Source organism: Mycobacterium sp. E3339 (genome assembly GCF_001666915.1).
GTDB lineage: Bacteria > Actinomycetota > Actinomycetes > Mycobacteriales > Mycobacteriaceae > Mycobacterium.
On the sequence record NZ_LZIZ01000106.1, the window covers coordinates 14,545 to 35,674 of the forward strand.

Below are 21,130 nucleotides of genomic sequence, written 5' to 3' on the forward strand. Positions count from 1 at the left end.
CGTGAGTATTTCGTTGCTGCTGGAGATGGCGGCGTCGAGCAATCCCGATCGCACGGCGGTTGTCTCCGGTGACCTGCGGCTGACCACCCAGCAGCTCAGCGATCTCGCCGACGGCGGCGCCGGGGTGATTGCGGAATCCAACGCCAAGCACGTGGTCTACGTGGGCACCGGCGGCGCGGCGCTGCCGGTGCTGATCTTCGCGGCCGCGCGCGCCGGGGTGGCCTTCACCCCGATCAATTACCGGCTGTCGGCCGACGGCATCCAGGCGCTCATCGATCGCCTGCCCGAACCGCTGGTGATCGTCGACGGCCGCTACCGGGACATGGTCGGCGACGCCGCGGGCCGGCTGATGACCACCGACGAGTTCCTGGCGGCCGCGCGCGACAACGAGCCGGCGGCGGAATTCCCCGACCCGGACTCGGTCGCGATCGTGCTGTTCACGTCGGGCACCACGTCGCAGCCCAAGGCCGTCGAACTGTCGCACAACAACCTGACCAGCTATGTGACCGGCACGGTGGAGTTCGAATCGGCCGCCGAGAGCGACGCCGCGCTGATCTGCGTGCCGCCCTATCACATCGCCGGGGTGGGCGCCGCGCTGTCGAACCTGTACGCCGGCCGCAAAATGGTGTACCTGCCGAATTTCGATGCGCAGGAATGGGTTCGGCTGATCAACGCCGAGAACGTGACCACCGCGACGGTGGTGCCCACCATGCTGGACCGCATCGTCGCCGCGCTGGAGGCCGACGGCCACGAGCTGCCGTCGCTGCGCAACCTCGCGTACGGCGGTTCGAAGGTGGGGCTGCCGCTGGTGCGCCGGGCCCTGGAACTGCTGCCGGGGGTGGGCTTCGTCAACGCCTACGGGCTGACCGAGACGAGCTCGACCATCGCGGTGCTGACCCCCGACGACCACCGGGCGGCGCAGGGCGCGGAGACGCCCGAGGCCGCCCGGCGGTTGGCGTCGGTCGGGAGGCCCGTGCCCGGCATCGAGATCGAGATTCGCGATGAGGACGGCAATGTGCTCGGGCCCGGCGAGACCGGCGAGCTGTTCGTCCGCGGTGAGCAGGTGTCCGGACGTTACACCGGGATCGGTTCGGTGCTCGACGAAAACGGTTGGTTCCCAACCAAAGACATCGCCATGCTGGACGAGGAAGGCTACCTGTTCATCGGCGGGCGCAGCGACGACACGATCATCCGCGGCGGCGAGAACATCGCCCCCGCCGAGCTCGAAGAAGTCTTGGTCGAGCATCCGCACGTGCGCGACGTCGCCGTGGTCGGCGTCGAGGATCCGCAGTGGGGCCAGGCGATCGTCGCGGTGGTGGTGCCCCGCCCCGGCGCGGAACCGGACCCCGAGGAATTGCGCGAGCATGTCCGTAAAAGCTTGCGCGGGTCGCGAACCCCGGACCGGGTGGTGTTTCGCGACGAGCTGCCCACGACCCCCACCGGCAAGGTACTTCGCCGGGAGATCATCGAGACGCTGGAAGGGCTACGTGCATGATCAAGAATGGAACCCGCCTGGCCAGCCAGGTGTGTGACACGCAGGTGATCGTCGTCAGGAGCGCCGACAGCCTCGACGACCTGCGTTGTGGCGGTGCGCCGATGGTGCCGATAGGCGGCGAGCGGTCGGGCGAGTTGGACCCCGCCTTCGCCGGCGGCACCGTGATGGGCAAGCGCTACGTCGACGAGACCGGCGCCGAGGTGCTGGTGACCAAACCGGGCGCGGGCAGCCTGAGCGTCGGTCAGACCGCGCTGCAACTCAAGGAGGTCAAGCCGCTGCCGGCCAGCGACTGAGGCGTTACTCGCCGATATTGTTGCGGAGCACGAATTCCCTTGCCTTGATCAGGAATTCGAGCTGATCGCCGACCTGGCGCAGCGGATCGATGCTGCCGCTCGAACGGGACAGCACAATGGCGCCCTCCAGGGCGGCGACCGACATCATGGCCAGCGACGCGGCGCACGGCTCGTCGAAGCCGTCGTGGGTGAACGCCCGGGTCAAGGCGGCGCACCAGCGGCCCAGGATGGCGCCGGCCTCCTCGGAAAGCTTGGGATCGGTGTCGTCCGAGCCGATCGCCGCGGCCACCACCGGGCAGCCGGCGTTGAAGCCGCCCTCGGTCAGCAGGCGCTCCCAGAACTCGACGAACTTGCCCAGCAGCACCCGGGCGCCCTGGTCGACGGCGTCGTCGATCATCGCGGTGATGGAGTCACCGGAATAGCGCAGGGCCTCGATCAGGATCTGGTTGCGGCCGTCGGGGAAGTGGTAGTAGACGGAGCCGCGCGGCGCGCCGCTGCGGGCTAGCACCGCGTCGATGGTCACCCCGGCGGCGCCGCGTTCACGCATCACCTCTGCGGCGCTGGCCAGCATCTTCTTGCGCGTGCCGCCGCGCTTCGTCGGGGCGAGGTCCTGCACTGCTTCGCTCGTGGTCGCCACTCTCGTGCCTCCCGTGGCTAACATCATGCAGCGTGAGAATGCCGAAGTGCCGGCCAATGCATGCTGCGCGGGTTAAAGCGGAAAGTCCGGCGCTTGAGGTCGGGCATCTCGCGGGTGAATTGATAGCCGCCGATGTTCAGCTCGATGATCCACATGTTCTCTCCCGGCCTTAGCGCCGCCCATGATTATGCTTAGAAGCATATAAGACATCGGTTTAGTAAGCAAATCTATTCCCTATGTAAGTGCTGAAGCACGGGAAATGTCCGCGCACGCCGTCTGGACGCACGGTTTACCAGAGCGTAACCGGCAGGTTTCTATGCTCTTTTGCATAATTTGAGCGCCGGCCGGGCCCGAAACGCCGAGCGTGCACCCACTGCGCAGGTGGGTGCACGCTCCGCGCCGGGCGTCAGCCCTCGATCGTGTGGCCCATCGGCATGAGGACGCTCTTCTGCTGGGTGAAGTGCTCCACGCCCTCGGGGCCGTTCTCGCGGCCGATGCCGGAGTTCTTGTAGCCGCCGAACGGGCAACACGGGTCGAAGGCATACCAGTTGATCCCGTAGGTCCCCGTGCGGATCTTCTCCGAGACCTCGATGCCGCGCTGGATGTCGGTCGTCCACACGCTGCCGGCCAGGCCGTACACCGAGTCGTTGGCGATCTTGATCGCGTCCTCCTCGGTGTCGTAGGGGATGATGCTCAGCACCGGCCCAAAGATCTCCTCCTGGGCGATCGTCATCTTGTTGTCGACGTCGGCGAAAACCGTTGGCTGCACGAAGAATCCACCGTCCAGGCCCTCGGGACGGCCGCCGCCGCACACCAGCCGCGCGCCCTCCTCGATGCCCTTGGCGATGTAGCCCTCGACCCGGGCGCGCTGCTTCTCCGAGATCAGCGAACCGACCTGGGCGGCCGGGTCGGACGGCAGGCCCACCGGCAGCGCCTGCACGAAAGCGCTTACCGCGTCCACGATCTCGTCGTAGCGCGAGCGCGGGGCCAGGATACGGGTCTGCGCCACGCAGGCCTGACCGGTGTTCATGATCCCGGAGAACACCAGCATCGGGATGGCGGAGGGCAGGTCGACGTCGTCGAGCACGATGGCCGCCGACTTCCCGCCGAGCTCCAGGGTGCACGGCTTGAGCATCTCCGCGGCGCGGCGGCCGATCTCCTTGCCGACGGCCGAGCTCCCGGTGAAGGAGAACAGGTCGACGTTCGGGTTGGAGGTCAGCGCCTGCCCGGTCTCGATCCCGCCGGGCACCACCGACAGCACGCCCTCCGGCAGGCCGGCCTCGGCGAAGGCCTCCGCCAAAGCGTTTGCGGACAGCGGGGTTTCGGCGGCCGGTTTGAGCACCACCGTGCAGCCGGCCAGCAGCGCCGGGCCCAGCTTGTTGACGGCCAGGAACAGCGGCACATTCCACGCGACGATCGCCCCCACCACGCCGATGGGCTCGCGGTGCACGATGCTCTGCCCGTACCCGCCGGTGCGAATCTCTTTCCACTTGACCTGGTCGACCGCGGGGCCGGCGAAGAAGTTCAGCGCCCCGATCGAGCTCATCCAGTGCATCGTTTCGATGCCGGTGGGCGGCTGGCCGGTCTCGGCCGCGAGCAGCTGGGTGAACGTGTCCTTGCGCTCCTCCATCAACTTGAGCGCGTTGGCGATCACGGCCGCCCGCTCCTTGGGCGGGGTGGTGGGCCAGGGGCCGTTGTCGAAGGCGGCGCGGGCCGCGGCGACGGCGGCGTCGACGTCGGCGGCCGCCGCCAGCGGCACCTTGCCGACGTACTCGCCGGTGGCCGGGCAGCGCACCTCGATCACCTCGTCGGTCGACGGCTCGGTCCACTTGCCGCCGATGAAAAGCTTGTCGTATTCGGTCTTAACCTCGGTCATGCGCGCCACCCTACCCAAGCCGACGCGAAACGAGAACACGTTTCACTATTGGGGTTGCAGGACCAGCACCAGATTGCTCACCCCGAACTCGCGCAGCACCGGCACGCGCGTCAGCCACCACGCCCATCGGGGGTGGTAGCGGGGAAATGCGGCCACCGCCGCCCCGGTGCTCGCGGCCCACGTCAGGCCGTCGGCCGCGGACACGGCGAACAACGACGACCCGTAGTTGTTTTTGGCCGGGCGCCCGTGTTTGCGGGCGTACCGCTCGGCGGCGCGGGCGCCGCCGAGGTAGTGGGTCAGGCCCATCTCGTGCCCGCCGAACGGGCCCAACCAGACGGTGTAGGAGAGCACGGCCAGGCCGCCGGGCTTGGTCACCCGCAGCATCTCGGCGCCGAGCTGCCACGGCCGCGGCACGTGCTCGGCGACGTTGGACGACAGGCAGATGTCCACCGAATCGTCGGCGAACGGCAGCGCCATGCCCGAGGCGCGCACGAAGTTCCCGGGACCCCCGGCGGTCGGCGGGCCGGCCGCGTGCATCTCGCTCGGGTCGGGTTCGACGCCGACATAGCGGATCCCGGCGTCGGCGAAGGCGGCCGAGAAGTAGCCGGGCCCGCCGCCGACGTCGAGCAGGGTGCGGCCCGCCCCCGGCTCGCCGCGCGCGCCCAGCCACAGGTCGCTCACCATCGCGGCGGTGTCGGCGGCCAGCGCCCCGTAGAACCGGGCCGGGTCCGACTGCTCGAAGCGGAATTCGGAGAGCAGTCGCAGGGCGCGGGCCAGGGTCGCCCGCCGAGCGAAGACTTGGGTCGGATGCCGGGTCGCGGCCACCGGCCAACCCTACGCAGCCCCGAGGCCACACTCACCCGCAAGCTAGGCTGACCAGTGATGTCCGATCTGCGCTCCGTGCTCCTGCTGTGCTGGCGCGATACCGGCCATCCCCAGGGCGGCGGCAGCGAGGCCTACTTGCAGCGCATCGGCGCACAGCTGGCCGCGTCGGGCATCGCCGTCACGCTGCGCACCGCCCGATACCCGGGCGTGCCCCGCCGTGAGTTGGTCGACGGCGTCCGCATCGACCGCGCCGGCGGCCGCTACTCCGTCTACGTCTGGGCCCTGCTCGCGATGGCCGCGGCGCGGCTGGGGCTCGGACCGCTGCGTCGGGTGCGGCCCGACGTCGTCGTCGACACCCAGAACGGCCTGCCGTTCCTCGCCCGGCTGGTGTACGGCCGGCGGGTGGTGGTGCTGGTGCACCACTGCCACCGCGAGCAGTGGCCGGTGGCCGGGCCGGTGCTCGGCCGGCTCGGCTGGTTCGTCGAGTCGACGCTGTCGCCGCGGCTGAACCGGCGCAACCAGTACGTCACGGTGTCGCTGCCGTCGGCGCGCGACCTGGTGACCCTCGGCGTCGACAACGCGCGAATCGCGGTGGTGCGCAACGGCCTCGACGAGGCGCCGGCGCGATCGCTGTCCGGCCCGCGCGCCGCCACGCCGCGGGTGGTGGTGCTGTCGCGGCTGGTGCCGCACAAGCAGATCGAGGACGCGCTGGAGGCCGTCGCGCAGCTGCGGCCGCGCATCCCGGGTCTGCACCTCGACATCGTCGGCGACGGCTGGTGGCGCCAGCGGCTGGTGGACCACGTCCGCCGGCTCGGCATCTCCGACGCGGTGACGTTCCACGGCCACGTCGACGACGTGACCAAACACCATGTGCTGCAAAGCTCTTGGGTGCAGCTGCTGCCCTCGCGCAAGGAGGGCTGGGGCCTGGCGGTCGTCGAGGCGGCCCAGCACCGGGTGCCGACCATCGGCTACCGCTCCTCGGGCGGCCTGTCCGACTCGATCGTCGACGAGGTGACCGGCATCTTGGTCGACACCCACGCCGAGCTGGTGGATCGCCTCGAGGAGCTGCTGTCCGACCCGGTGCTGCGCGACCAACTCGGCGCCAAGGCGCACACCCGCAGCGGGGAATTCTCGTGGCGGCAAAGCGCCGATGCGATGCGCACCGTCCTCGAGGCGGTGCGGGCGGGCCACCCGGTGAGCGGCCTAGTCAGCGGCCGGGGCTGACCGGCGCCGCCACGCGCCGACCGCCGCGCCGGCACCGCCCGCCAGCAGCGCGGCCAGCCACGCCAGATGCGCGATCAGCGTCGCCGTCCGGGCGCCGGCGGACACCGTGGCCGCCTCACCGCCGATGCGATAGAGCGCGAGCCCGTCGTCGCGGTGGACCGGCGTCAGCGCGGCGAGGGTGCGGGCCGACGCCCCCATGTCGCCGGCGGAGTCCGACTCCACGACCAGCCACGCCACCCCGGCCGGGGCCAGGGCGGCCGGGTCCGGCCCTGCCAGCAGCAACTGCTGCACCGCGCGGGCGCGATTGCCCTCGCCCGGGATGACGGTTCCCGAGATCACCAGGTCGCCGGTGCTCAGCACGTCGGCGCGCACCCAGCGCGGCAGCGGGTCCAACACCGGCGCGCGGCCCGACCAGGTGTAGAGCCGCATGGTGCCGGCCGGCAGCACCGCCACCGGCCCGGGCCGCTCGTTGATCGCGGCGGCCACCGCGGCCCACCCGCTCGGATACCGCACCGGCGACAGCTGGCCCCACCCGCCCCAGGCCAGGTCCGGCAGTGTGACGACCAGGGCGAGGCAGCACACCGGCGCCACGACAGCCGGCCACACCCACCGGCGCAGCGTCACCACCGCGCCCGCCCCCGCCAGCGCGTAGCCCGGCGCGGCCAGCGCCACCCACTTCTGCCCGTCCCGCAACACCCCGAACGCCGGTGTGGCGTCGACCAACGCGCCCAGCAGGTGCAAACCCGGGACGGTCGCCAGCGCGGCCGGCACCAGCACGGCCGCCGCCGCCAACACCAGCAGCGGTCGCACCGCCGGGCGGCGCACCGCGGTCGGCAGCCCGGCCGCCACCACGCCCAGCAGCACGACGGCCGACGCCACCGCGAACGACGTGGTCCGCGAGATCGGCACGGCCTCGCCGTTCCAGATGCCACCGAGGCTGGCCAAGGTGCCCAGCGTGCCCAGACCCGGCTCCGCGCGCGGCGCGAACGCCGTCACCCCGAGCGTGTTCGCCGCCGTGTGGGAGGCCAGCGACGCGCCGAGGGCCGACGCGGTGAGCCACGGCAGCGCGGCCACCAGCGCGGCGGCCGACGCCGCCGCGGCGCACAGCGGCCGGGACCGGCCCGACCCCGGGGCGGCCACGCACACCAGCCCGACGGTCGCGGCGAGCAGCAGACCGGTCGGCGTCAGCCCGGCCAGCGCGATCCAGAACACCAGCCCGAAGAACGAGGACGACGACGCCCGCAGCCGCAACATCGCCGCCGCGACCCACGGCAGGCAGCCGTAGCCGAGCAGCAGGCTCCAGTGACCCTGCAGCAGCCGCTCGGCGAGGTAGGGGTTCCAGATCGCCAGGGTGCTGGCGACGAGCTCCCCGGGCGCGCCCGCGTCGGGAAGCGCCGTCGCGACCAGCCGGGCCGCACCCCACCCCGCGAGCCACAGCCCCAGCACGAGCAGCGCCTTGACCACCACGCCGCCGTCCAGCACGTGCGAGGCGAGCGCCACCGCGAAGTCCTGCGGCGTGGCCCGCGGCGCCGCCGACAACCCCAGCGCGGTGTCGGAGACGTACGAGCGCGGCGTGGAAACGGCGTCGCGCAGCAGCAGGTAACCGGGCTTGAGCAGCGGCCCGACCACCAGCAGCGCCAGGACCAACGCGTAACCGGGCCGGGTCCAGCGCACGCGGCGGGCTACTCCCGTTCGGGTGGGCCGGTGGGCTCGGCCGGCGGACCCGCATCGGGCGGCTCGTCGGCGCCAAGCGTGGGCGCCTCGGGATCATCGCGCGAAGCGGGGCGCTGGGTGGGCAGCTTTTCGGTCTCGGCCTCGGCGCCGGGCACCGGCTCCTCGAGCCCGCTGCGGCCGAAGAAGTCCTGATCACCGCGGTCCAGGCCGGGGTCGGTCAGCGCGCTCTCGGTGCGCAGGCTGAACGAGGCGAGCAGGCCGCCGCCGACGAGGGCGATCAGGCCGACCGCGGTGAAGGTGATCGGCAGTACCCGCGACCACAGCGACAGCCGGTCGCGTTCGTCGCGGGCGGCGTTCACCTGCGACTCGACGGTGTCCTGGTTGGAGGTGACCTTGTAGTCGGCCAGCGTCAGCTCCGGCTTGAGCGGATCGCGGGCGAAGTAGTGGTTGGCGTGTTCGGTCTGCTTGACGATGGTGCCGGACACGGGGTCCACCCAGAACGTGCGCTGCGCCGCGTAGTAGCGGGTCATGGTGATCTGCTCGTTCGGGTCACCGCCCTGGACGCCCCACATCGACGCGGACGTGGTCTGCTTGGCGTCCTCGTTGCCGGCCAGCAGCGACGGGTACGCCACGGGGGCCACCAGCTTGCCGTCGGCGTTGTAGCCGATGTTCTGGGTGAACTTGTAGGTCGTCAGTCCGTTGACGTCCTCTTGGCTGTCGTAGTTGACGTCGAAGGGCTTCTGCGCGATCGGGTCGAAGTAGGGGTACGTCTTCTTCTCGGTGTGGAACGGGAACCGGTAGGCCAGGCCGTCGTGGCGCAGCGGCATCGCGGTGGGCGGGTTCTCGTCGTTGAAGGCGCGCGGCTTCTGGACCGAGCCGCCGGCGTGGGTGTCGTCGGAGACGGCCATCGCCGTCTTGCGGTTGAGCGTCACGGTGTCGACGATCGCGAGCAGCAGGCCGCTGTCCTTCTGCTTGTCGGTGCGCCGCACCGAGCTTCCGACCTGCAGCGTGACGACGTCGGCGTTCGCGGGGGACTCGACGCTGACCTGCTGCTGGGACACCAGCGGCACGTTCTGGTTGACGACGACGTGATCGGTCGACAGCGACGCGGAGTCGAGGGCGGTTCCGGTGCCGTCGCTGACCAGCGTGGTGTCGAGGTTCAGCGGGATCTTGGTGATCCTGCTGGTGGTGTATGTCGACAACAGCAGCGCGGCGATCAGCAGGGCGGCTCCGAGTCCGATGATCCCGCATGCGGCGAACCGCAACATGACTGCTCGGTTCACGTGGCCGTGCCCTCCTAGTGCTCTCGTGCGTCGTCAGCCGCAAACCCGTTTGACCCTAACAGCAGAACGTAAGGCCCCGGCTTACGAACCTGTTGCCGCCGCCCCGCGGGTGCTTCGGGTGTACCCATTCGTTCGCAAACGCATCAGATGCAGACTGTGGGGGTGACGGATGGCCAGCGGGCGGGCGGGACCCGCAGCTTCCTGCCCGCGGTGGAGGGGATGCGCGCCTGCGCGGCCATGGGCGTGGTGGTCACCCACGTCGCGTTCCAGACCGGGCACTCCAGCGGGGTCACCGGGAGGCTCTTCGGCCGCTTCGACCTCGCGGTCGCGGTGTTCTTCGCGCTGTCCGGTTTCCTGTTGTGGCGCGGCCACGCCGCGGCGGCACGGGGCCTTGCAACGCGGCCCCGCACGGGCCACTACTTGCGGTCCCGGGTGGTGCGCATCATGCCGGCCTATCTGGTGGCGGTGGTGGTGATCCTGTCGCTGCTGCCCGACGCGGATCGCGCCAGCCCGACGGTGTGGTTGGCCAACCTGACCCTCACCCAGATCTACGTGCCCCTAACCCTGACCGGCGGGCTGACCCAGATGTGGAGCCTTTCCGTCGAGGTCAGCTTCTACCTGGCCCTGCCGGTCCTGGCGTTGCTGGCGCGGCGCCTGCCGGTCGGTGCGCGGGTGTCGGCGATCGCCGGGCTGGGGGCGCTGAGCTGGTTGTGGGGCTGGGTGCCCATCCATTCCGGGTCGGGCACCAACCCGCTCAACTGGCCGCCCGCATTCTTCTCCTGGTTCGCCGCGGGCATGCTGCTGGCGGAATGGGTGCACAGCCCGGTCGGCACACCGCACCGGTGGGCCCGCCGGCGGGTGTCGATGGCCGTCGTCGCCCTGCTGGCCTACCTGCTGGCGGCCTCCCCCCTGGCCGGCCCGGAGGGCCTGATCCCCGGCACCGCAACGCAGTTCGCGGTCAAGACGGCGGCGGGCTCGCTGGTGGCGTTCGCGCTGGTCGCCCCCCTAGTGCTGGACCGCGTCGACACTTCGCATCGGCTGCTGGGCAGCACCCTCATGGTCACGCTGGGGCGGTGGTCCTACGGCCTGTTCGTGTGGCACCTGGCCGCGCTGGCCATGGTGTTCCCGGTGCTCGGCACATTCGCGTTCACCGGCCGGATGCCCGCGGTGCTGGCGCTGACCCTGATCTTCGGGTGGGCGATCGCCGCCGTCAGCTACGGCCTGGTCGAGTCGCCCTGCCGGGAAGCGTTGCGGCGCTGGGAGAAACGCGAGGCGCCGGTCGAGAGCCGCGGCGCCGTGGACGCCGAGGCGGACGCGATCGCGCCCTAGCCGGTGCGGTCCATCCACTCTTCCAGCGTGTCCGCGGACGGCAGGCAGACGGCCCGGTCGATCTTCTCGAACAGGTCGGCCCCGTATTCGACGGTGGACCGGATGAGGCCGCCCAGCGCCTCGACGTGGATGCCCTCGGACAGCAGGTAGGCGTTCTCGCCGACGACGCTGACCTGGCTGGGCCGGGCCGTCTCGCGCACAAACGCCTTGGGCCAATGGGTTTCGCGATTCCAGTCGTTCACCAGCTCCATCAGCCGCGGCCGCTCGGTGGCGGGGTAGTAGCCGGCGGGGCTGACCGAGATCTCGAAGACGTCGCGCCGCAAACCGTTGATCCGCAGGTTCACGTGCAGCTTGCCGCGCTCGTAGCTGGGCAGCATCATGAACTCCTCGCCGTCGTCGCTGCGGAAGAATCGCAACTGACGCGATTGCAGATAGCGTTCGATCAGCTCCGTGCTCAGGGGTTCGATCTGCATGGGCCCGATGATGGGGCCGCGGGCTTGGAAGATTCTTGGTGCGTTGGGGTCAGGCCGGCTCGGTGGCCTGCAGGCGCGCCATGATCTCGGCGCGCACCGCCGACCGCCGGGCCTTGCCGGCGTCGTCGCGCAACGGGGCGTCGACGAATTCGACGAACGCCGGCACCTTGTATCCCGCGATGCGTTCGCGCAGGAACTCCCGCACGCCCGCGGCGTCCAGCGCGGCGCCGTCGGCCGTGTGCACCAGCGCGTAGGGCACCTGGCCGAGGTCGCCGGAGTTCGGGTCGGGCACGCCGACCACGAGGCAGGACAGCACGTCGGGGTGCGCGGACAACGCGTTCTCGATCTCGGCGGGGTAGACGTTGCGCCCGCCCACGGTGAACATGTCCACCCGCCGGTCCGACAGATACAGGAAGCCGTCGGCGTCGAAATGGCCAAGATCGCCAAGGGAATCCCAGCCGTCGCGGGACTTGGCCGTGGCGCCGACGTAGCGGTAGGTGGGCCCGCTGCCCGGGCCGGGCCGCATGTAGATCTCGCCGACCACGCCGGGCGGACACGGGTTGCCGTCGTCGTCGAGCACCCGCATCTCCCCGGCTACCACCACGCCGACCGAGCCGCGATGGCTCAGCCACTGGTCGCCGGAGATGAAGGTGAGCGCCTGTAACTCGGTGCCGCCGTACAGTTCCCAGACGGCCTCGGGCCCCAGCAGGTCGATCCAGGCCTGCTTGATCGCCGGTGGGCACGGCGCCCCCATGTGCCAGAACCGGCGGATCGACGAGAGGTCGTAGGAGCCGGGGTCGGCGTGGTAGACCGGCAGCGTCCGCTGCATGATCGTCGGCACCGTCGTCAGGAACGTGACGCGATGGTCGGTGATCAGCCGCAGGAACTGCCCCGGGTCGAAGCGGCTCATCACGACGAGGTGATGCCGCATCAGCAGCGCTATGGTCGCGGTGGTGAAGCCGGTGTTGTGGGACAACGGGATCGGCACCAGGGTCGTGTCGCCCTCTTGCGCGCCCAGCGGATAGCCGATGGCGGCCGGTATCCGGGTGTCGCCCGCCGATTCGATCAGCTTCGGGCGGCCGGTGCTGCCGCCGGACCCCATCGCCTTCCACACGGGCGAGACCGCCTCCGGCAGCGCGGCGTCGGAGTATTCCGGGCCGGGCATGAAACCCACTGGCACGCTGGGCATTTCGGGGCTTTCGCGGCCCACCAGCAGGGCGGACGGCCGCAACTCGAGCAGGCCGGCCAGCTCGGCGTCCGGCAGCCGCGCCGACAGCGGCTGGGGCACCGCGCCCAGCTTCCAGCACGCCACCGCCGCCTGGATCCACTCGACGGAGTTGGGCAGCACGATCGTCACGTAGTCGCCGACCCCGACGCCCCGCTCGGCGTAGGCGCGCGCCAGCCGGTTCGTCGAGGCGTCGAGTTCGGCGCGGGTGAGGGTCAGCCCGTCGCAGGTGACGGCGGGTTCGTCGGGCGCGAGTGCGGCCAGCGCCGCGATCTGGGTGCCGATCGGCGGGATCGGCTCACTCATATGCGCCCTGCCGCTCGAAGATACGGCGGGGGTTGTCGACGAGCATGGTCTTCAGCTGCTCGTCGGTGACGCCGCGCTCCTTGAGCGCGGGGATGACGTCGTTGTGGATGTGCAGGTAATGCCAATTCGGCGCGGCCACCGCCAGCAGGTCCTCGGGTATCGCATCGAAGTAGCAGTTCGCGTCGTGGGACAGCACCATCTTGTCGGCATGCCCACGCTCGCACATCTGCGCCACGGTGTTGACCCGGTCCTCGAACGGCAGGTACACGTCGATGCCGAATCGGTCCATCCCGATGTAGGAGCCGGCGGCGATGAGTTCCTCGAGGTAGCCGAGGTCGGTGGTGTCGCCGGAATGGCCGATGACCACGCGGCTCAGGTCGACGCCTTCTTCTTCGAAGATGCGTTGCTGCTCGAGCCCGCGCCGCAGCCCCGCGTGGGTGTGGGTGGAGATCGGCACCCCGGTCCGCTTGTGCGCCTGCGCGACGGCGCGCAGCACCCGCTCGACGCCGGGCGTGACGCCGGGCTCGTCGGTGGCGCACTTGAGGATCCCGGCCTTGACGCCCGTGTCGGCGATGCCCTGCTCGATGTCGCGGACGAACATGTCGGTCATGATCTCGGGCCCGTCGAGCGGCGCGCCGGGTCCCAGGTAGTGGAAACAGAACGGCACGTCGTTGTAGGTGTAAAGACCAGTCGCCACAACGATATTCAGCTCGGTGGCCGCTGCGACGCGCGCGATGCGCGGAATGTAGCGGCCCAGCCCGATCACGGTCAGGTCGACGATGGTGTCGACCCCGCGGGACTTGAGTTCGTTGAGCCGGTCGATGGCGTCGGCCACCCGGCGTTCCTCGTCGCCCCAGGCTTCGGGGTAGTTCTGGGCGATCTCGGTGGTCATGATGAACACGTGCTCGTGCATGAGCGTCACGCCGAGGTCGGCGGTATCGATGGGGCCGCGGGCGGTATTGAGTTCTGACACGTGACTGATGCTAGGTCGACTCGGTGGTCGCACAACAGGGCCGGACAGTTTTGTCCGGTGCGTTCCGGCGGCGGCGCCGGTGCAGTACCGTCCACGCCATGTTGCTCAATCCCAACCACTTGCAACGCCGCTACCCGGATCGCCGTTCGGGGGAGATCATGGCCGCGACGGTGGACTTCTTCGAGTCGCGCGGCAAGGCGCGGCTGAAGGAGGACGACCACAACCGGGTCTGGTACTCGGAATTTCTGGACCACATCGGACGCGAGCGCATCTTCGCGTCCCTGCTGACGCCGTCCGAGTACGGCGCTGACGATTGCCGCTGGGACACCTACCGAATCAGCGAGTTCGCCGAGATCGTGGGCTTCTACGGGCTGAGCTACTGGTATCCCTTCCAGGTCACCGCGCTGGGCCTGGGCCCGATCTGGATGAGCCCCAACGAGGAGGCGAAGCGCAAGGCCGCCGCGGAGCTGGAGGCCGGCGAGGTGTTCGCATTCGGGCTGTCGGAGCAGACCCACGGCGCCGACGTCTACCAGACCGACATGATCCTGACGCCGTCCGAACACGGCTGGACGGCGAGCGGCGAGAAGTACTACATCGGCAACGCCAACGTCGCGCGGATGGTTTCCACGTTCGGCAAGATCGCGGGTTCTGACGAGTACGTTTTCTTCGCCGCCGACTCGCAGCACGATCGGTACGAGCTGATCAAGAACGTGGTGAACTCGCAGAACTTCGTGGCCAACTACGCGCTGCGCGACTACCCGGTCACCGAGGCCGACATTCTGCACCGCGGTCCCGAGGCGTTCCACGCCGCGCTGAACACCGTCAACGTCTGCAAGTACAACCTGGGCTGGGGCGCCGTCGGCATGTGCACCCACGCCATGTACGAGGCGGTCACCCACGCCTCCAACCGGGTGCTGTACGGCACCGTCGTCACCGACTTCAGCCACGTGCGGCGGCTGCTCACCGACGCCTACCTGCGGCTGGTCGCGATGCGGTTGGTGTGCACCCGGGCGTGTGACTACATGCGCAGCGCGTCGGCCGACGACCGCCGCTACCTGCTGTACAGCCCGCTCACCAAGGCGAAGGTCACCAGCGAGGGCGAGCGGGTCGTCATCGCGCTGTGGGACGTGATCGCCGCCAAGGGTGTGGAGAAGGACACCTTCTTCGAGGCCGTCACCCGCGAAATCGGTTTGCTTCCAAGGCTTGAGGGCACCGTACACATCAACATCGGGCTGCTGGCGAAGTTCATGCCCAACTTCCTGTTCGCCCCGAGTGGCGACCTGCCTTTGATCGGCCGCCGCGATGACGCGGCCGATGACGCGTTCCTGTTCGCGCAGGGGCCGACCGGCGGGCTTGGCAAGGTGCGCTTCCACGACTGGCGCGCGCCGTTCGACGCCTTCGCCCATCTACCCAATGTCGCGCTGCTGCGCCAGCAGATCGACGTCCTCGCCGAGATGCTGGCCAGCGCCACCCCTGACGCCGCCCAGCAGAAGGACGTCGACTTCGCGTTCGCGGTCGGCCAGTTGTTCGCGACGGTGCCCTACGCGCAGCTGATCCTCGAGGAGGCCGCGCTCTCGGACGTCGACGAGGCGTTGATCGACGCGATCTTCGCCGTGCTGGTGCGCGACTTCAACGGCTACGCCGTGGAGCTGAGCGACAAGCCCACGACCACGGACGACCAGGCCCGCTTCGCGACGCGGATGATCCGCCGCCCCGCCCACGACCCGGCGCGCTACGCCCAGATCTGGAAGGAGTACATCCTTCCCCTCAACGGCGCGTACCAAATGCGGCCCTGATTCGTGGGGCGAGCGTGCGGCAGGGCGCACTGGGCAACAACCCCTTGACTGTGACGCAGCTCACCGTAGTATGACCAGTGGTCATCGAGGTTAGGGGGCCGCATTGCCAACGGTGACTTGGGCGCGGGTCGACCCCGCTCGTCGCGCGGCGATCATCGAAGCCGCGGAAAACGAATTCGGGGCGCACGGGTTCTCCCGCGGCAGCCTCAACGTCATCGCGCGCAGGGCCGGCGTCGCCAAGGGCAGCCTCTTCCAATACTTCGCGGACAAGCGCGACCTGTACGCGTTCATCGCCGACATCGCCAGCCAGCGAGTCCGGGCCTACATGGAGGACCGCATCCGCGAGCTGGACCCGAGCCGGCCGTTCTTCGACTTCCTCACTGACTGGCTCGACGCGTGGGTGGCCTACTTCGCCGACCACCCGCACGAGCGCGCGCTGCACGCCGCGGCGACCCTGGAGGTCGACACCGAGGCGCGCGTCAGCGTGCAAAACGTCATCCACCGCCACTACCTGGAAGTCATGCGGCCGCTGGTGCGCGACGCGCAGGTCCGCGGCGACCTGCGCGCCGATTCGGACACCGACGCGCTGTTGTCGTTGCTGCTCTTGGTCTTTCCGCACCTGGCGCTCGCGCCATACATGCGCGGATTGGATCCGATTCTCGGGCTCGACGAACCCACGCCGGAGCAACCGGCGCTGGCCGTGCGCCGGCTCGTCGGGGTTCTGGCGGCCGCCTTCTCGGCGGCACCGCGCCCGCCCGTCCACTCAGGCCCACAACAATCCGAGGAGATCTCATGACACGCACACACACGAACTCGATGGTTCGAGGGGGCCTGAACTGGGACAGCCTGCCGCTGCGGCTGTTCGCCGGCGGCAACGCCAAGTTCTGGAACCCGGCCGACATCGACTTCTCCCGCGACCGCGCCGACTGGGAGCAGCTGACCGACGACGAGCGCCACTACGCCATCCGGCTCTGCGCCGAGTTCATCGCCGGCGAGGAAGCGGTGACCGAAGACATTCAGCCGTTCATGTCCGCGATGCGGGTCGAGGGCCGGCTGGGCGACGAGATGTACCTGACGCAGTTCGCGTTCGAGGAGGCCAAGCACGTCCAGGTGTTCCGGATGTGGCTCGACGCCGTCGGCGTCACCGACGACCTGCACGAGTACCTCGACGACATCCCCACCTACCGGACGATCTTCTACGAGGAACTCCCCGACTGCCTTAACGCCCTTTCGGTCGACCCGTCACCGGCCGCCCAGGTTCGCGCGTCGGTCACCTACAACCACATGGTCGAGGGCATGCTCGCCCTCACGGGCTACTTCGGCTGGCACAAGATCTGCGTGGAGCGCGGCATCCTGCCCGGCATGCAAGAGCTGGTCCGCCGCATCGGCGACGACGAGCGGCGCCACATGGCATGGGGCACCTTCACCTGCCGCCGCCACGTCGCGGCCGACGATGCCAACTGGGGCGTCTTCGAAACCCGGATGAACGAGCTCATGCCGCTGGGGCTGCGCCTCATCGAGGAGGGCTTCTCCCTCTACGACCCGATGCCGTTTGGCCTGTCGGTGGACGAGTTCATGCAGTACGCGGCCGACAAGGGCATGCGGCGCTTCGGCACCATCTCCAGCGCCCGCGGGCGGCCGCTGGAAGAGATCGACCTCGACTACTCGCCGCTGCAGCTCGAGGACACCTTCGCCGACGAGGACGAGAAGGCCCTGGCCGCCGCGTCGGCCTAGCTACTCGACCTTGCTGCCGCCGGCGGCGTCGCCGGCATCGATGTCGCCGACCCAGACGGTCTTGGCGTTCACGAACGCCCGGATGCCCAGTCCCGCGAGTTCGCGGCCGTAGCCGGATCGTTTGACGCCACCGAAGCCCAGCTCGGGGTAGGACACCGTCATGCCGTTGATGAAGACCTGGCCGGCTTCGATGTCGTCGATGAAGCGCTGCTGCTCGGCCTCGTCGTTGGTCCAGGCGTTGGACCCCAGCCCGAACGTGGTGGCGTTGGCGATCTCGATGGCCTCGTCGATGCTCTCGGCCCGGTACATCGACGCGACGGGCCCGAAGACCTCTTCGGTGTAGAGCGCCATGTCCTTGGTGATGTCGGTGACCACCGTCGGCGGGTAGAACCACCCCGGCCCGTCGATGGGCTTGCCGCCGAGGCGGATCGTGGCGCCCGCCGCGGCCGCTTCGTCGACCTGCTTGACGATGTCGTCGCGGCCCGACTCGGTGGCCAGCGGGCCGACGTCGGTGTCCGGGTCGGTCGGGTCACCCACCTTGAGCGCCTGCATCTTCTCGGTGAATTTGTCGACGAACGCGTCGTAGATGTCGGTGTGGATGATGAACCGCTTGGCGGCGATACAGGACTGGCCGTTGTTCTGGACGCGCGCGGTGACCGCGGTCTTGGCGGCCTCGTCCAGGTTCGCCGACGGCATCACGATGAACGGGTCGCTGCCGCCGAGCTCGAGCACAGTTGGCTTGATCTCGTCACCGGCGATGGCCGCGACCGACTGGCCCGCCGGCTCGCTGCCGGTGAGGGTGGCGGCCGCGACCCGGGGGTCGCGCAGGATGCGCTCGACGGCGCTGGACGAGACCAGCAGCGTCTGGAAGCAGCCGTCCGGGAAGCCGCCGCGGGCGATGACGTCGGCCAGGTAGAGCGCGGACTGCGGCACGTTCGACGCGTGCTTGAGGATACCGACGTTGCCGGCCATCAGCGCCGGCGCGGCGAACCGGACGGCCTGCCACAGCGGGAAGTTCCACGGCATGATGGCGAGCACCACCCCGAGCGGTTGGTAGCGGGTGTAGGCCCGTTTTGCGCCCACCGCCTTGGCGTCGGCGGGCTCGTCGGCCAGCAGTTGCTCGGCGTTCTCGGCGTAGTAGCGAAAACCCTTGGCGCACTTGAGCGCCTCGGCCTTGGCCGACTTCAACGTCTTGCCCATTTCCAGGGTCATCATCGCGGCGACGTCGTCGGCCTCCTTCTCCAATAGGTCGGCGGTCGCGTTTGCCCACGCCGCCCGCTGGGCAAAGGTGGTGTTATGGCGGTAGTCCTGGAACCGGGCGTACGCGCGGGCGATGGCCGCGTCGACTTCTTCGTCGGTTGCCGGGGTGAAGGTTTTTACTGTCTCGCCGGTAGCCGGGTTGATGGTGGCGATGGGCACGCTGACATCCTTCGCGTTGGGGTTGGTAAAAGGTCCAACACCCAGCCTGCCACTATCGTTCCCTCAAGGGAGGTGCCGGATGAGTAAAGCCGCCGAGCTGATGGTCAAGTGCCTGGAAAACGAGGGTGTTTCCGTGGTCTTCGGCCTGCCGGGGGAGGAGAACATCCGCTTCGTGCAGGCGCTGGCTTCGTCGAGCATCCGCTACGTGCTCACCCGGCACGAGCAGGCCGCGGCCTTCATGGCCGAGATGTACGGGCGGGTCACCGGGCGGGCGGCGGTGGTGTCGAGCACGCTGGGACCCGGCGCGATCAACATGCAACTCGGCGTGGCCGACGCCACGACCAACAGCACCCCGCTGGTCGCGATCTCCGCGCAGGTGGGCCACGACCGCGAGTTCAAGGAGTCCCACCAGTACGTCGACCTGGTGTCGATGTTCGCGCCAATCACCCGGTGGGCGGCCGGGGTCCCCACCGCGCGCGCCATCCCGGAGATGTTCCGCAAGGCGTTCAAGGTCTCCGAGACCGAGCGCCCGGCCGCGGTCTATCTCGCCGTGCCCGAGCACATCGACGCCGACGAGACCGACTACGACCTCACGCCGTTGCCGCGCAACGTCGTTCGGGCCGATGCACCCGCGCCCGGTCAAGTCGAGCGCGCGGTCGACATCCTGCGTAAGGCCAAGCGGCCGGTGGTGCTGGCCGGGCACGGCGCCGCCCGCGGCAACGCCACCGCGGCCCTGGTCCGGTTCTCCGAGGAATTCGGCATCCCCGTGGCCAACACCTTCCACGGCAAGGGCGTGATGCCCGACGACCACCCCAACAGCATCGGGACGCTGGGGTTCATGCGGCACGACTATGTCAACTTCGGCTTTGACAACGCCGACGTGGTCATCACCGTCGGCTACGAGCTGCAGGAGTTCGACCCGGTGCGGATCAACCCGCAGGCGGACAAGAAGATCATCCACATCCATCGTTTTCCGGCCGAGGTCGACGCGCATTACTCGGTGGACGTCGGCATCATCGGCGACATCGGCGCCTCGTTGGATGCGCTGAGGGACGGGCTGGACGGCCACGCCTACGAGGCCGATCCCGAGGTGCCCGGACACGGCCTGCTGGCCGAGGAATTCGCTCGCGGGCAACAGGATTCGCGCTATCCGCTGGCGCCGGCGCGGGTGGTGGCCGACACGCGCGAGGCGCTGGGCCGCAGCGACGTCGTCCTCGTCGACACCGGAGCCACCAAGATGTGGATGGCGCGACTGTATCCGACGTACGAGTGCAACACGTGCCTGGTGTCAAATGGCCTGTCCACTATGGGTTTTGCGCTGCCGGGTGCGCTGGGTGTCAAGCTGGCGCGCCCGGATTCGAAGGTGCTGGCGGTGGTCGGTGACGGTGCGTTCCTGATGAACTCGCAGGAGATCGAGACCGCCGTGCGGGAGCGGATACCGCTGGTCGTGCTGATCTGGGAGGACGGCGGATACGGCCTGATCGAGTGGAAGATGGACCTCGAGCTCGGCGCGCACTACTACGTCAAGTTCGGCAACCCGGATGTGGTCAAGTATGCGGAAAGCTTTGGCGCCAAGGGGTATCGGATCTCTCATGCGGACGAGCTGCTGCCGACGCTGCGCGCGGCCTTGGCGGATGACGGCGTCTCGGTGATCGCCTGCCCGGTCGACTACTCGGAGAACCTGCGGCTGACCGATCGGCTCGGCGAGCTGGACGAGACGCTGTAGTTCACGGCGAGGGTCTTAAGTCCTCACCTGAAAGGACGGGCCCGAAGGCCCTAGCGAAGCTGTTGTCCGGCGCGGAGCCTGAAGTCCGTGTCGAGGCACGTTCGAAAGCGCTCGGGTGCCGCCTCTGTTCTGGCGGTCGTCCTGGTGGCCGTGGGGACACCCGGGACGGCGAGCGCGGTCTACCCCGGCGTTCCGGAGTGGTATTCGCAGGCCGAAGTGCACCTGGCGAATACGACCAAGTTCATGCAGGCGGCGGTCGAGGCAATCGAAGCCAACGACGTCAACGCCCTGAAGTCCGCATGTTCGGCGGTGCACGACGAACAGACGATCGGCCTGCAGGCCCATCTGCCCACGCCGGACCCGGCGTTGACTGCTGCCCTGCAGTCCCAGATCAATGACTTCCATACCGCGACGCACCTTTGCATGTCATTGGGACCTAACAGCACCCCGGAGGATCTGGATCGAGCGGACTCGTTCGTGCACCAGGCAATTGAGGACCTGCGGACGGTCAACGACATCTTGGTTGACGATCTCAGTTGAGGGCCGGAAGTATCCAAAGTTTTTGCGCGAGTGTGTATCTGTGGCGATTTTCGGGTGCATTTTTGTCGGTGGGGGTCGCTAGGTTCGAGGGTATGAGTCCAAGCGGTCATCCAGACGTCGACGCGGTGTTCGACGATCTCGATGCCGTCTTGGCCCGTGTCCGCGCACTGCCGGTGGATGCTTTGAACGTTCACCAACAGCTGGCGATGCTCGAGCGCACCGAAAGGGTGCGCCGGCAGCTGCCGGCCCTCGAGCATCCGGTGATCAACACCCTGGGCCGGCAGGCCACGGCCGAGGAGTTG

19 protein-coding genes and 1 pseudogene are annotated in these 21,130 nt (G+C 69.2%); 10 read left to right on the forward strand and 10 right to left on the reverse strand.

Going from position 1 to position 21,130, the window contains the following annotated elements:
• Position 1: 1 nt before the first annotated feature.
• Positions 2 to 1,495 (forward strand): class I adenylate-forming enzyme family protein, encoded by a 1,494-nt coding sequence (locus A5702_RS09940; protein ID WP_067817945.1) that lies wholly within the window; start codon positions 2 to 4, stop codon positions 1,493 to 1,495.
• Entirely contained in the window at positions 1,492 to 1,788 is a 297-nt protein-coding gene (locus tag A5702_RS09945) for a hypothetical protein (protein ID WP_055404531.1), read from the forward strand. Before A5702_RS09940 ends, A5702_RS09945 begins: the two co-directional genes overlap by 4 nt.
• 4 nt (positions 1,789 to 1,792) lie before the next feature.
• Here the strand turns inward: A5702_RS09945 and A5702_RS09950 are convergent, their stop codons facing one another.
• The 4 genes from A5702_RS09950 to A5702_RS09960 form a co-directional block, all read right to left on the reverse strand.
• Positions 1,793 to 2,359, reverse strand: a complete 567-nt coding sequence (locus A5702_RS09950) for a TetR/AcrR family transcriptional regulator (protein ID WP_055404545.1) — start codon at positions 2,357 to 2,359, stop codon at positions 1,793 to 1,795.
• A gap of 89 nt (positions 2,360 to 2,448) precedes the next feature.
• On the reverse strand, positions 2,449 to 2,580 hold the full coding sequence (locus tag A5702_RS27140) for a hypothetical protein (RefSeq protein ID WP_255353617.1): 132 nt from the start codon (positions 2,578 to 2,580) through the stop codon (positions 2,449 to 2,451).
• Between the two features lie 251 nt (positions 2,581 to 2,831).
• Positions 2,832 to 4,301, reverse strand: coding sequence for an aldehyde dehydrogenase (locus A5702_RS09955; protein WP_055404532.1), 1,470 nt, complete (start codon positions 4,299 to 4,301; stop codon positions 2,832 to 2,834).
• Positions 4,302 to 4,346: 45 nt separating this feature from the next.
• On the reverse strand, positions 4,347 to 5,126 hold the full coding sequence (locus A5702_RS09960) for a class I SAM-dependent methyltransferase (protein WP_067817951.1): 780 nt from the start codon (positions 5,124 to 5,126) through the stop codon (positions 4,347 to 4,349).
• 57 nt (positions 5,127 to 5,183) lie between these two features.
• Between A5702_RS09960 and A5702_RS09965 the strand changes: the two genes are divergently transcribed.
• Complete coding sequence (locus A5702_RS09965) at positions 5,184 to 6,350, forward strand: glycosyltransferase family 4 protein (protein ID WP_068220271.1); 1,167 nt, start codon at positions 5,184 to 5,186, stop codon at positions 6,348 to 6,350.
• Here A5702_RS09965 and A5702_RS09970 read toward each other — a convergent pair.
• Positions 6,330 to 8,024, reverse strand: a complete 1,695-nt coding sequence (locus A5702_RS09970; protein ID WP_068220273.1) for a hypothetical protein — start codon at positions 8,022 to 8,024, stop codon at positions 6,330 to 6,332. The two genes, A5702_RS09965 and A5702_RS09970, sit on opposite strands and share 21 nt — an antisense overlap.
• An 8-nt stretch (positions 8,025 to 8,032) precedes the next feature.
• On the reverse strand, positions 8,033 to 9,307 hold the full coding sequence (locus tag A5702_RS09975) for a DUF3068 domain-containing protein (RefSeq protein WP_197281290.1): 1,275 nt from the start codon (positions 9,305 to 9,307) through the stop codon (positions 8,033 to 8,035).
• Between the two features lie 147 nt (positions 9,308 to 9,454).
• On the opposite strand from A5702_RS09975, the gene A5702_RS09980 reads away from it, so the two are divergent.
• Entirely contained in the window at positions 9,455 to 10,636 is a 1,182-nt protein-coding gene (locus tag A5702_RS09980; protein WP_156669554.1) for an acyltransferase, read from the forward strand.
• Here A5702_RS09980 and A5702_RS09985 read toward each other — a convergent pair.
• From A5702_RS09985 to A5702_RS09995, 3 genes are read right to left on the reverse strand one after another with little or no spacing between them, the layout of a single operon-like run.
• Positions 10,633 to 11,109, reverse strand: coding sequence for a YbjN domain-containing protein (locus A5702_RS09985; RefSeq protein WP_068220276.1), 477 nt, complete (start codon positions 11,107 to 11,109; stop codon positions 10,633 to 10,635). The genes A5702_RS09980 and A5702_RS09985 overlap by 4 nt on opposite strands.
• Positions 11,110 to 11,158: 49 nt before the next feature.
• Complete coding sequence (locus tag A5702_RS09990) at positions 11,159 to 12,640, reverse strand: AMP-binding protein (protein WP_055404537.1); 1,482 nt, start codon at positions 12,638 to 12,640, stop codon at positions 11,159 to 11,161.
• Positions 12,633 to 13,613 (reverse strand): phosphotriesterase, encoded by a 981-nt coding sequence (locus A5702_RS09995; RefSeq protein ID WP_068220279.1) that lies wholly within the window; start codon positions 13,611 to 13,613, stop codon positions 12,633 to 12,635. The genes A5702_RS09990 and A5702_RS09995 overlap by 8 nt, the downstream gene beginning before the upstream one ends.
• A gap of 98 nt (positions 13,614 to 13,711) precedes the next feature.
• On the opposite strand from A5702_RS09995, the gene A5702_RS10000 reads away from it, so the two are divergent.
• The 3 genes from A5702_RS10000 (at position 13,712) to A5702_RS10010 (ending at position 17,143) form a co-directional block, all read left to right on the forward strand.
• Positions 13,712 to 15,409 (forward strand): acyl-CoA dehydrogenase family protein, encoded by a 1,698-nt coding sequence (locus tag A5702_RS10000; RefSeq protein ID WP_068220281.1) that lies wholly within the window; start codon positions 13,712 to 13,714, stop codon positions 15,407 to 15,409.
• Between the two features lie 103 nt (positions 15,410 to 15,512).
• A complete protein-coding gene (locus tag A5702_RS10005) occupies positions 15,513 to 16,205 on the forward strand; it encodes a TetR/AcrR family transcriptional regulator (RefSeq protein WP_067817971.1) in 693 nt (230 codons plus the stop codon).
• Positions 16,202 to 17,143 (forward strand): R2-like ligand-binding oxidase, encoded by a 942-nt coding sequence (locus A5702_RS10010; protein ID WP_067817974.1) that lies wholly within the window; start codon positions 16,202 to 16,204, stop codon positions 17,141 to 17,143. Before A5702_RS10005 ends, A5702_RS10010 begins: the two co-directional genes overlap by 4 nt.
• Here A5702_RS10010 and A5702_RS10015 read toward each other — a convergent pair whose 3' ends face one another.
• Positions 17,144 to 18,562, reverse strand: a complete 1,419-nt coding sequence (locus tag A5702_RS10015) for an NADP-dependent succinic semialdehyde dehydrogenase (RefSeq protein ID WP_055404542.1) — start codon at positions 18,560 to 18,562, stop codon at positions 17,144 to 17,146.
• Between the two features lie 79 nt (positions 18,563 to 18,641).
• Between A5702_RS10015 and A5702_RS10020 the strand changes: the two genes are divergently transcribed.
• From A5702_RS10020 to A5702_RS26250, 3 genes and pseudogenes are all read left to right on the forward strand, one after another.
• The gene (locus A5702_RS10020; protein WP_067817977.1) at positions 18,642 to 20,288 is read left to right on the forward strand and encodes an acetolactate synthase large subunit; all 1,647 of its coding nucleotides are present in this window, start codon (positions 18,642 to 18,644) and stop codon (positions 20,286 to 20,288) included.
• 87 nt (positions 20,289 to 20,375) lie between these two features.
• The gene (locus tag A5702_RS10025) at positions 20,376 to 20,828 is read left to right on the forward strand and encodes a hypothetical protein (protein WP_156669555.1); all 453 of its coding nucleotides are present in this window, start codon (positions 20,376 to 20,378) and stop codon (positions 20,826 to 20,828) included.
• 92 nt (positions 20,829 to 20,920) lie between these two features.
• Positions 20,921 to 21,130, forward strand: a pseudogene (locus A5702_RS26250) (hypothetical protein); the annotation flags it as partial.